This is a genomic window from Bacillus sp. ISL-46 (genome assembly GCF_018613205.1).
Map to the genome: position 1 here is coordinate 259,439 of NZ_JAGGQR010000014.1, position 12,253 is coordinate 271,691.

At 37.9% G+C, this 12,253-nt stretch carries 10 protein-coding genes and 1 pseudogene; 7 read left to right on the top strand and 4 right to left on the bottom strand.

The window, feature by feature from the left end; all coding sequences use genetic code 11:
• Window positions 1-15: 15 nt before the first annotated feature.
• Both J7E67_RS09295 and J7E67_RS09300 read left to right on the top strand, forming a co-directional pair.
• Complete coding sequence (locus tag J7E67_RS09295) at window positions 16-741, top strand: sirohydrochlorin chelatase (RefSeq protein ID WP_214712927.1); 726 nt, start codon at window positions 16-18, stop codon at window positions 739-741.
• 132 nt (window positions 742-873) lie between these two features.
• Window positions 874-1,758, top strand: a pseudogene (locus tag J7E67_RS09300) (YitT family protein).
• 48 nt (window positions 1,759-1,806) lie between these two features.
• Here the strand turns inward: J7E67_RS09300 and J7E67_RS09305 are convergent.
• The gene (locus J7E67_RS09305; RefSeq protein ID WP_214712994.1) at window positions 1,807-3,021 is read right to left on the bottom strand and encodes an MFS transporter; all 1,215 of its coding nucleotides are present in this window, start codon (window positions 3,019-3,021) and stop codon (window positions 1,807-1,809) included.
• A 228-nt stretch (window positions 3,022-3,249) separates the two neighbouring features.
• Here J7E67_RS09305 and J7E67_RS09310 point away from each other — a divergent pair, with 228 nt between their 5' ends.
• Entirely contained in the window at window positions 3,250-3,675 is a 426-nt protein-coding gene (locus tag J7E67_RS09310; RefSeq protein ID WP_214712925.1) for a MarR family winged helix-turn-helix transcriptional regulator, read from the top strand.
• 261 nt (window positions 3,676-3,936) lie between these two features.
• Complete coding sequence (gene aspA / locus J7E67_RS09315) at window positions 3,937-5,355, top strand: aspartate ammonia-lyase (RefSeq protein ID WP_214712923.1); 1,419 nt, start codon at window positions 3,937-3,939, stop codon at window positions 5,353-5,355.
• 87 nt (window positions 5,356-5,442) lie between these two features.
• Here the strand turns inward: aspA and J7E67_RS09320 are convergent, their stop codons facing one another.
• On the bottom strand, window positions 5,443-6,609 hold the full coding sequence (locus J7E67_RS09320; protein WP_214712916.1) for a polysaccharide deacetylase family protein: 1,167 nt from the start codon (window positions 6,607-6,609) through the stop codon (window positions 5,443-5,445).
• Between the two features lie 361 nt (window positions 6,610-6,970).
• On the opposite strand from J7E67_RS09320, the gene J7E67_RS09325 reads away from it, so the two are divergent.
• Window positions 6,971-8,002, top strand: coding sequence for a VanW family protein (locus J7E67_RS09325; protein WP_214712914.1), 1,032 nt, complete (start codon window positions 6,971-6,973; stop codon window positions 8,000-8,002).
• A gap of 134 nt (window positions 8,003-8,136) precedes the next feature.
• Here the strand turns inward: J7E67_RS09325 and J7E67_RS09330 are convergent, their stop codons facing one another.
• On the bottom strand, window positions 8,137-8,343 hold the full coding sequence (locus J7E67_RS09330) for a methionine aminopeptidase (protein ID WP_214712913.1): 207 nt from the start codon (window positions 8,341-8,343) through the stop codon (window positions 8,137-8,139).
• A gap of 237 nt (window positions 8,344-8,580) precedes the next feature.
• Complete coding sequence (locus J7E67_RS09335) at window positions 8,581-9,999, bottom strand: sigma-54 interaction domain-containing protein (protein WP_214712911.1); 1,419 nt, start codon at window positions 9,997-9,999, stop codon at window positions 8,581-8,583.
• A 499-nt stretch (window positions 10,000-10,498) separates the two neighbouring features.
• Here J7E67_RS09335 and J7E67_RS09340 point away from each other — a divergent pair, with 499 nt between their 5' ends.
• On the top strand, window positions 10,499-11,941 hold the full coding sequence (locus J7E67_RS09340) for an amino acid permease (RefSeq protein ID WP_214712902.1): 1,443 nt from the start codon (window positions 10,499-10,501) through the stop codon (window positions 11,939-11,941).
• A gap of 94 nt (window positions 11,942-12,035) precedes the next feature.
• Window positions 12,036-12,209: a hypothetical protein gene (locus tag J7E67_RS09345; RefSeq protein ID WP_214712894.1), complete on the top strand. Its 174-nt coding sequence runs from the start codon at window positions 12,036-12,038 to the stop codon at window positions 12,207-12,209.
• Window positions 12,210-12,253 lie beyond the last annotated feature (44 nt).

The window sequence follows — 12,253 nt, forward strand, 5'->3', positions numbered from 1 at the left end:
AAAGGGGCAGCGAGAATGAAAGGGATTCTTTACATTGGCCACGGCACACGCTCAAAAGAAGGAGCAGCGGAAGCGAATTCCTTCATACATAGAGTAATGGAACGAATTGATGTTGCTATTCAGGAAATGAGCTTTCTTGAGTTGACCGAACCAAGTATTGAGGAAGGCTTTCGGCGCTGTGTGATTAGGGGAGCGACTGAAATTACAGTCATTCCCCTGTTTTTGTTGGCAGCAGGTCACATTAAAGAAGATATTCCTCGTGCACTTACTTCTCTTCAGAAGCGGTTTCCGAAAATCGAAGTGAAAATAAGGAATCCTTTTGGTGTCCAGGGGAGGATTCTCGATGGAATTGCTGAACTCGTTAGGAATACGGTCGTAGATTTATCTTCGGAGGATTCCATTTTAATTGTTGGAAGAGGAAGCAGTGACCTGAGCATTCACACTGCCTTCGCACAGATATCTGAAGGGATTCAGGAACGCCTCAGAACGAAACTTGTTTCTGTTTGTTATTTGGCTGCTGCTGAGCCCAAGTTCCCAGTAGGTCTTGAGGCTATTTCCGAAAAATCAACTGGAAAAATAATCGTTGTTCCTTATTTATTATTTTCCGGTCTACTTTTAAAGGAAGTCGATCAAAAGGTCAGTATGAGACATAATCTAGGTCAGCAAATTATCCACACAGGTTCGCTTAGCAAACATCGAGTCATTGAGGATATCATCATTGAGCGGGTTGCAGAATGTTAAAAATACTCTGATTATTGTAAATGCACATTAGCTAATAGTCCAATGGATTATTAGCTATTTCTTTGGAATCAAATTATATAAATAAAGCAGGGGATAATAAAATGGTAAAATCTAACGAAAAGATGTGATTATGTGACAGAACTTATGAATGAAAAAATTCAACACCGCAAGTTACCACTTCGAAAAGTTATTCTTCGAACTATCGCTATTACAATCGGAGCCATTCTTATGGCTACCGGGTTAGAAATTTTTCTAGTTCCTAACCATGTTATTGATGGCGGCATTACAGGTATTTCAATTATGCTTGCCCATATAATTGGATGGAAATTAGGGATCTTCATCTTCATATTAAACTTGCCTTTTGTTTATATGTGATATAAACAGTTGGGGAAAACCTTTGCATTTTCTACTGTTTATGGAATAATCGTTTTATCTATTTTTGTATCATTTTTCCACCCGATTCCAGCTTTTACTGATGATATTCTCCTTGCTACTGTTTTTGGAGGGATGATTCTGGGTATGGGTGTAGGAATCGTCATCCGAAATGGCGGAGCGTTAGACGGGACAGAAATATTGGCACTTGTAATCACCAAAAAGGTCCCATTTTCAGTTGGCCAGATTATCATGTTTATCAATATCTTTATCTTAGGAGCAGCCGGTTTTGTATTTAGTTGGGACCGGGCGATGTACTCTCTGTTAGCCTATGTTATTGCATCTAAAGCGATAGATGCTGTTGTTGCAGGATTAGAAGAGTCCAAATCTGTTTGGATTATTAGTGATGAAGCAGAAGAAATTGGAAATGCCATCAATGCCAGACTGGGAAGAGGGGTAACTTACATTAAGGGTCAAGGTGCTTTTACTGGAGATAGCAAGAAGGTCATTTTCAGTATTATCACGAGGTTGGAAGAATCTAAATTAACCACAATTGTAGAGGATATTGATCCGACAGCCTTTTTGGCTATAGCAGACATTTCAGAAGTCCGCGGAGGCCGATTTAAGAAAAAGGATATTCACTAACAATAAATAAAAGGATCTGCAAATGAATCACAAATCCTTCAACTAGTATTAGTGGCCTAAACCAATATCATCTACATGCTTCACATGTTTATTATTAACCCAGATAAAAAGGACCGAAACGATGACAAACCCTGCTCCAACAAGAAATGGAACACTTGGATTATAAATTTCGGCAAGTTTTCCGGCAGTAAAGGGAGCAATCGCGCCTCCAATAAAACGGAGGAAGCTATAAGCAGCAGAGGCCGTTGATCGTTCAACGGGGGCAGCATTCATCACGGCTGTAGTGATGAGTGTATTATTATTTCCTAATAACGCACCTGCTAGGATAACAGCGGCGATGATCACCCACTGGGTTGAAGTCCATATACCCATTGCGACCAAAAGAAGTGCAAACAAGATTAACATCATACACATCGATTTTATCGTTCCGAACCATATAGAAAGCTTTGGAGCCATAAAAACGGAGGTGACAGCCAGTAAAATTCCCCAGCCAAGGAATACGAAGCCTAATCCGTGTTCATCTAAGCCCATCACGAATGGTGCATATGCCAGCAAGGTGAAGAAGCCAAAATTGTAAAGGGCAGCTGCAATCCCAAAAACTAAAAGTGAACGATGCTTTAAAGCGCGAAATGGATCTAATAATGAAGTGCGAGCTTTTACCGCATTTTGAGCAGTTGCTTTTGGCATTAGGATGAAAAGGCCAATAAAGGCAATAACCATCAATGTGGCGACCCCAAGAAACGGGCCTCGCCATGACATAGCGCCAAGCCAACCGCCAAGTAGCGGGCCAACTGAAATCCCTAGTCCGATTGCTGCTTCATATAAGATGATTGCTTTTGCCGTTCCGCTATTTGAGAGGGATACGATTGCAGATAAAGCCGTTGCAACAAATAGTGCATTTCCAAGGCCCCAGCCGCCTCGAAGCCCAACGAGTGTCCAAATGCCATTTGAAACTCCGCCAAGAGCCGAAAATACCGCAATAATCACGATTCCAGAAAGTAATGTCCATTTGATGCCAAGCCTTGTTGAGATTACCCCAGTAATAAGCATGGCAATTGCCATAACGGCATTATAGCTAGTGAATAGTAAGGTTACTTCAGTTTGTGTGGCATTTAATTGTTCGGCGATTGCCGGTAAAATAGGATCAACAAGACCCAATCCCATGAACGCGATTATACTTGCAAAAAATACAGCCCAAACTGCTTTTGGCTGGGTAAGTAAACCAATCTTTTTACCGATTGCCTCCGATTTGTGTGGTTGCATTGTTATTTTAGATTCTGGTCTTGGTGACATCTAATTTCCCCCTGTTTTTTGTTTCCATCCTTTTGAATTAGTTGTATGATGAAAGTATATAATTGTATTATACAATCAATTTCCACTGCGTCAATAGTGTTTTTGCAATGAATGTAAGGTTGTGATTACTTATCATAGAGTACATATGTTATCATATTTGTTATATGGAAATAAGGTTGACAGTGAGGTAGGAAAGAAATGGATGAACATTCATTAGAAATGATCGAACTTGAACTAGCAATTCTGATTCGCCGAACTACTTCAATTTCAAACAATAAAAAATTCGGGAATCTTGATAGATCTGCCTATTTAATCCTTCGCCGCATCAAATCGAAGGGGGCAGTAGGGGTTAAAGTTTTAGCGGAGGAATTCAAGTTAGATATATCTACAGTCAGTAGACAGGCAGCAGCTTTAGAGCATAAAGGTTATTTGTATAGAATTCCCGATCCATTGGATGGGAGAGCTTACACTCTTCAGTTAACTGAACAAGGTACAAATGAATTATTCGATTATAAACAGGCACGTTTAAAGCGAATTACCGAACTACTAGAGGATTGGTCTGATGACGAACGCAAATTATTCGGGATACTTTTGGAAAAATTCAATCAGTCCTTCAATTCATAAATTTTATAAGAAAAAAAGAGTAAAATTCTAATTTATAGAAAAAAGAGGTAATCCAAAAAGTTGTGATAGACAACTTTCTGGATAAACCTCTTTTTTATCAGGACTTTAACGGTGATAAAAGCTCTATAAATCTCTCGAAAGGTAGTTCGCACTATATCTCTAAAAAGAGAGACATGAGTTGATTAAACTGGTATTATCTTTGTGTAATAAAAATTTTTCTAAATCGACTGTTTTTTTATAAAGGGTGGGAGACAGATAATCATGGACACTAAAAGAATTGAACAAGACTTCTTAGGAAAAAAAGAAATACCAACAGATGCTTACTATGGTATTCAAACACTTAGGGCAGTTGAAAATTTTCCAATTACAGGTTATCGAATTCATGAAGATTTAATAATAGCGCTTGCGATGGTTAAAAAAGCGGCTGCAATTGCCAATATGAATACGAAGAGGCTGTATAGTGGACTTGGCAACGTTATTAGCCAAGCTGCTGATGAAATGATTGAAGGTAAATGGAACAATCAGTTTATCGTTGACCCGATCCAAGGTGGAGCAGGGACATCAATGAATATGAACGCTAATGAAGTGATTGCCAACCGTGCACTAGAATTACTTGGTCATGAAAAAGGTGCTTATATGCATTTAAGTCCCAATACACATGTGAATATGTCGCAATCAACGAATGATGTATTTCCTACAGCTATTCATATAGCAACACTCAGATTACTTGAAAAATTGCTAGAGACTATGCAGGATATGCTTAAGGTCTTTAAGGATAAAGCTAAGCAATTTGAAAACGTTATTAAAATGGGTCGGACCCATCTTCAGGATGCAGTTCCGATTCGATTAGGTCAGGAATTTGAGGCTTACTCTCGAGTGCTTGAACGGGATATTAAACGGGTCCATCTTTCACGGGGGAATTTATATGAAGTGAACATGGGAGCAACAGCAGTTGGAACAGGGTTAAATGCAGACCCAAAATATATACTAGATGTGGTCAAACAGCTTACAGAAATCAGTGGATTACCGTTGGTCAATGCAGAACATTTGGTTGATGCTACGCAAAATACGGATGCTTATACCGAAGTTTCAGCAGCATTAAAGGTGTGTATGATGAACATGTCTAAAATCGCTAATGACCTTCGGTTAATGGCATCAGGTCCTCGTGCGGGCCTTGCTGAGATTTCCCTTCCAGCCCGTCAGCCAGGATCTTCGATAATGCCTGGAAAAGTAAACCCTGTTATGCCGGAACTGATTAATCAAATCGCCTTTCAGGTGATTGGAAACGATCATACCATTTGTCTAGCTTCAGAAGCAGGCCAGCTTGAATTGAACGTCATGGAACCTGTATTAGTCTTTAACCTACTTCAATCTATTAGTATTATGAACAACGGATTCCGATCGTTTACGGATCATTGTCTTGTAGGGATTGAGGCTAATGAGGCTCGCTTAAAAGAGAATGTTGAAAAAAGCGTAGGAATTATTACAGCGGTTAATCCACACCTTGGCTATGAAGTGGCAGCGAGAATCGCTAGAGAAGCAACTATAACTGGCAAGTCTGTTCGTGAATTATGCCTGAAATATGATGTCCTAAGCGAAGAAGAATTAGATCTTATTTTGAATATATATGAAATGACCAAACCTGGAATCGCAGGTGCTGCTCTTTTAGAAAAAGATTAAAGTTCTTTTTACAAAAATATTATTCTTTTAAATAAGGAGTGCCTGACACCGGAACATTTGCGAATGGAGTGTCAGGCACCATTTTTTTTACTGTAATAAGTCGCTCAATGGAACCAGTTGGTACCCTTGGGCTTTTAGCCATGGAATTACTTGATTAACAGCTTCCGGTGTGTTTATTCCACCGATATGCATGAGGATGATGTCACCGTTGCTTGCTCCAGTTTTAATACGGGAGATGATTACCCCAGTAGCCGGCTGCTGCCAGTCTATCGTATCAAGTGACCACTGGATGCTGTACGGGTACCCAGCTTCGCCTGCTGTTTTAAGAGCGGATGAATTATATGATCCGAATGGAAAGCGAAAATACGGTTGGGGTGATTTTCCCGTTGCATACTTGATTGCTTCTTCAGCTTTGATGATATCCTTTTTAAATGCACTAGCTGTCGTTTTTACTGCGTCCGGATGGGAATAAGAATGGTTACCTATATCATGTCCTTCATCGGCAATTCTTTTGGCGAGGTTTGGATATTTCACAACCCATTTACCGGTAAGGAAGAAGGTGGCTTTGACATTATGCTTTTTCAACACATCGAGTATCCCAATGCCCACTGCATCACTACCCGCATCAAAGGTTAATGCGATTTTTTTCTGCTGGAGGCTGCCGTTTGAAATAATCACAGATGAAGCTGTTGTAGGTGGGGGATCCTGCTTTGGTGGATCTGCAGGTTGTGCCGGCTCTACATTCTTCCCATAAAGCTTCAATATTTGACCTACATAGATGTCATCGGAGGGGAGTCGGTTCCATTGCTTAATTTTTTCTACAGTCACATTTGCTTGTTCGGCGATGGAGAATAAGGTATCGCCTTTAACGACCTTGTAGTCAACGGTTTCGTTATCACCCACAATAATTTTTTTGGGAGTAGTGGGGTTAGGTTGATTAGGTTCTTCTTTTGCAGGTTCTTCGGATGGAGGGTTTTCAATGTCGGGTGGATTTTCATTTCCTGAATCGGTTCCATTATTTTGTCCGGGACCTGAAGGTATCTCTGTTTTAGGAGAATCAACTGTTTCTCCACTCCTAAGGGCAGGCAGGTTCCTGTCGTGAAAAAACAACAGGAAAACAACGCATAGCAAACAGATTGTTGCAAGAGTATAATAAATTCTTTTTCCTCTTGTTCGATGGGCATGAGAAATTACTCCTAAAACAAGAGATACTGAAAATAAAAGAATGCTAACAAGTATTAAGATTTCTGTCATGGTAATTCCCCCTTTATTTTCGTTCTGGCGTGGGTGCAGAAATCGTTTAGTACAAGGAATAATTTGGTGCTGAAGACAAAGAGGGGACTAAAGTGGTATTGATATATAATTGATTTCTGCTTTAATTATACCATATGAGGAAATGGGCTTAGTTGCCACGCACCTATAAAAAAAGCCTACGATTTATACAAACTTCATTTTGTTTATTATTTTTATATTATAATTTCCAACTTTTTTGCAGGAAATTGTAATTAAAAATGGAATAGAATAGGAGAGTCATATGAAACAAAATTCAATGGGTATCGTCTAACTATTTATAAAAGGGCATAGAGCTATAAAAAAAGGGGTCAAGTAGGATAAAATGGCGAAGCATAATTGGGTAATTTCACTATTAGTAGCAGTTTGTTTAATAGGAACTGGATGTACGGAACTAACCGCAAAAGAAAAAGAGGCAAAAGCAGCAGAAATTCAACAAAAGATTGTAAAAGAGAAAAAATTACAAGAAGAAAAAAAACTGGCAGAAGCAAAGAAACGCGAAGAAGAACGAAAACGGGAAGAAGCAAGGCCTGTATATGTAAATATTATTGATCCGAACACGAAAGACAAGGTAAAAACTTTTAATACGAAGGATTTAGGGTATATAACGAATCCTGAAAATTATAAAGTTGAAATTGCAAAATTGACCAGAGAATTAGCGCGAGGATCTCAATCGACACCTGGGTACGATAAACGAATGGTTCTTGATAAGCTGGATGGAAATGGTCAGGTGATCAAAGGAACACCTCAAACAATCCTTGATGAAGAGGAATTGGCTGAAAAGATTATGCTCGTTTCTGAAAAAGGTGGCGATGTAGAGATTCCTTTATATATTACTTCGAGTGGATATGAAAACGAAGACGCGGCCCATTTAGATGAAGTGGTAATTGCCTCATATACTACTTATTTTAATAGTGGTGTTGTGGGAAGAACCAAAAATATTGAACTATCGGCAGAAGCGATAAATAATGTAATCCTTGGAACGAATGATTACTTCTCATACAATACAACAGTTGGCCCGAGTGATGCGGAGCACGGGTACCAAAAAGCACCAGAGATTAATTACGGGAAATTAGTCGAAGGATATGGCGGAGGCATTTGCCAAACTTCTTCTACTTTGTATAATGCAATCGATCAACTAGCTGTAACTTATGTAGAAAAACATCATCATTCCTTAAAGGTTGGTTACGTGCCAAAAGGAAGAGATGCTACCGTATCCTATGGCGGCAAAGATTTTAGATTTCAAAATACATCTGGTGTACCTTTAATATTAAAGGCAATTGTAAGAAATGGGTCACTAACAGTAGAGGTAAGGACATCAACAGCCTACCAAGACCAAGTAAAGAAAGGTATCTAGCTAGTAAGAATGTGAAGTTTGCCACATGAAAAGATGCCATTAAAGACAGACAGAATCCCTTCATTGAACCGAGAAAACGGGTTTGATGAAGGGATTTTTTATGTTTATTTTTAATAGGTTACCGTTTTACGGTATTACTTCATTTCCTCCCAATCTGTATATTGACCACTGCCTTGACATCCCGGGCATTCAAACGAATTAAAGTATGCAAATTCATTATAAGGGTAGACGGTATAGCCTCGACCATAACAATCAGGACATTTGCCCTGGTCTTTCATATTCGAGACATGATTCTGGTATTTAGTCTCTTTCCACTGGTTAAAAGAGTTGAGTAGTCCCATTTTATTCACCTCATCTTTTTTCTTCTTAGTATGGAGAAAAAATGGAATTATTATGCTTGTATTATTTTATTGCATATAGGGAAACGATTGAAATATACAATTTTCCATTTATCAAACTTCAATACTTTTCTATAATAATTTTATGTAAAAAAAGTCATTTTTGTGAGTGGTTTTACAATGGAAATAAAAAAAGTGGAAAGCATCATTGCTCTCCACCTTCATATAATCGTGTTCATCCTATTTCCCAGTAATGTTTAATTTCTTCATTCGATACTGTAAACTTTGCCGACTTAGTCCAAGTAGTTGGGCTGACTTAGAAACATTAAAATTATTTTTAGTTAATACATGGTCAATATAAGATTTTTCAAATAACTCCATTTGTTGTTTTAAGGGAACAGCTACCTCTGCATTTTCTTTTATAAAGTTATCAACTGTAGAAAGAGGGATCATTCTTTCTTTCATCTGCATTTTGCTTCTATATTGGTAGGGTAAATGGGTGTACATGATCCATTCTTCATCGATCATAATATTCATAGCTGCTTCAATAATATGCTCAAGCTCACGAACATTGCCCATCCAGTCATACTCAAAGAAAGACTGTTTAACTTCCTCTGACAAACCTTTTACATTCATCTGAAAAAGTTCATTGTATTTTTCAATAAAGTTTTGGACTAATAATGGTATATCTTCCTTGCGCTCTTTTAAGGGTGGGACAAAGATAGTTACGACTCCAAGCCGATAATATAAATCTTTACGCATCCGACTATTGGCAATAGCATCGATCGGATCTTCATTCATATTGGCAATAACTCGTACATCAACAGGTGTATCCTTCGTATCACCTATTCGCCGAATGGTCTTTTCCTGTAGAACACGAAGTAACTTTGCCTGAAGATTTAAATTTAATGAATTAATCTCATCTAGCAAAAGTGTTCCACCATTTGCCTGTTCAAATAATCCTGGGGTATCGACAGCGCCCGTGAAGGCACCACGCTTTGTCCCAAATAGGAGGCTTTCGATTAAATTATCAGGAAGGGCTGCACAGTTTTGAGAAATAAATGGTGCAGATAATCGCCCGCTCCCGTTGTGAATACTTTGGGCAAAAAGTTCTTTCCCGGTACCTGTATCTCCGACAATTAAAACATAGGAGGAAGTTCGGGTAGCACGTTTAGCTGATTCGATTACTTCCTTAATGGCACGGCTATTTCCGATGATTTTATCAAACGTGTATCGGGTTGATCCTTTATTCATATTGCCTTTAATTAATCGCTCTAGTTTTGTAACATCATTGGCAATTTCAACTGCTCCTTGGAGTTTTTCTTCCGAATAAATTGGGATAGTATTGTTTATTGTTGTAATTTCTCGACCTTTATTGTTAAAATAGGTTTGTTTTACGTTACTCGTTTTTTTTCCTTCGTGCAGCGCTTTTACAAGAGTACTAGATTGATCATCTTTAAACATAAACACATCTAATAGGTTTTTATCAATAACGTCATGAAGGTCCATCGATTCCATTTGCATCATTTTTTTATTATATATAATCGTTTTTCCAGTCTCATCTACGGCATGGACACCAACATCCACCTCGTCCAAAATCCGTTTATACATTCGATTTACATAAAGTAAGTAATTGGCGGTTTGTATAGTTTTCTCCATCGTGATTCATTCCCTTTGTTTTATCCCTTATACACCTATTTAACCAAATAAAACGTAATAATGCAAAATAGTTTTGCAGTTTCGTAGAAAAACCGTGAAAATTTGCAAAGAATATTGGCGTTTGTTAGATTAATTCTCAATTTGGAAACTTTTGTTAGATAAATATTCTTTCCTTTTTTGTGGAAAAATTATTTTGGCGGTATAAGTGCAAAATATTTATTAATCATGCAAAAATATTTTGCCTATTTGTTCAAAAAATGCTCACAAATCGGCATATTAATTTTGGCATGAAACTTGCATTTTAATATTTTGAAATATAGCGATAATTTACAAATTATTATCTAGTATTAGCTATTGAAAATAGGCTACTATTTCCGTATAATTTCTAATGCAAAAGGTTTAATATGTAGAGCTGCCAGTTTAGGCAGAAAATTATCCTATTATTTTGTGTTAATAAGGTTTGAAAGCGCATTCTTTAAGGGGAAAAGGGGGATATTTTATGAATTTGCAAGAAAATAATTCAAATCATGAATTAAAAAGAACGATGAAGACGAGACATTTATTTATGATCTCTTTAGGTGGGGTAATTGGATCAGGTCTTTTCTTAGGTTCAGGCTACACGATTAGCCAAGCAGGACCAACGGGTGCTATTCTTTCTTATATTGTCGGCGGTTTGATCATGTTTTTAACCATGCTATGTCTCGGTGAATTATCTGTTGCCATGCCGGTATCTGGTTCATTTCAAACGTATACCACGAAATTTATTGGCCCTGGAACTGGATTTGCACTTGGATGGCTTTATTGGTTAGGCTGGTCTGTAACTGTAGCATTGGAGTTATTATCTGCAGGTCAGCTCATGCAAAGATGGTTTCCTCATTCCCCTATTTGGATTTGGTGTGCGATTTTTGCTGTTGTATTATTCTCACTGAATGCACTCTCAGCACGCGCGTTTGGCGAAACCGAATTTTGGTTTTCAAGTATAAAAATATTCGCTATCATCGCATTTATCGTTCTTGGTGGAGCGGCGATGTTTGGTTTAATTCACTTGAAAGGTGGACAACCAGCACCGTTTTTATCTAATTTCACCGCAAATGGTTTATTACCACATGGTTTTACTGCCTTAATTATTACAATGATTGCAGTTAACTTTTCGTTTCAGGGCACAGAATTAATCGGGATAGCTGCAGGTGAAAGTGAAGAACCTGAAAAGACCATTCCGAAATCAATTAAACAAACAGTTTGGAGAACGCTATTTTTCTTCGTTTTAGCGATATTTGTATTAGCCAGTTTAATTCCTATGAAACAAGCTGGAGTCGTGGAAAGTCCGTTTGTTGTCGTGTTTGATAGTATTGGAATCCCATATGCAGCAGACATTATGAACTTTGTTATTCTGACGGCGTTACTTTCTGTTGCAAACTCAGGACTGTATGCAGCAACACGAATGTTATATGCCATGTCTAAAGAGAAAATGACTAGTCCTGCACTTGCAAAAGTAAATAAACAAGGAGTACCAATCAACGCGCTTGTATTGACGATCGGGATCGCTTTATTATCCTTACTGTCAGGCTTCTTTGCCGAAGAAACAGTCTTTGTTTGGCTGCTTTCCGTCGCAGGATTAGGTGCACAAGTCGGTTGGATTTCAATCACAGCTTCACAAATTGCCTTCCGTAGAAAATTCATTCGTGAAGGCGGAAATGTAAAGGATCTTAAATTTAAAACGCCGCTTTATCCAGCATTACCAATTATTGCCTTAACTTTAAACGTTATCGTATTGTCAAGTTTAGCGTTTGATTCAGAACAGCGTTTGGCTCTGTATCTTGGGGTTCCGTTTGTAGCAGCCTGTTATTTAATTTATCATTTTAGAATTAAAAAGAACCGCGAACAAGATGGTGAAGGTGAACAAGAATTACAACTGCATGAAAATAAAAAAATGATTATTTAGTTTACCATGTAAAAAACGCTCAAATTGAGCGTTTTTTTCTGTTAAATGGATAAGTTTAAGCAAAATTCAAATACTATTTATCGAGGTGATGAAGATGGGAAAATGGAATGAACAAGCTGCACCCAATAATAATATGCCACGAAAGACAATCAAGCATGGAGAATTAGTTGGGAACGAAGCAAAACTTGAGTTTTCAGAGGAATTATCTGATGGTGGAGAACGAAATCAAAATATTAAGGTTCTGAGAAATAACGGAAGAGTAAAATAGGGTTAGATTTCAGTAGTGGTGATTAAAAAATTACCACTATTTTT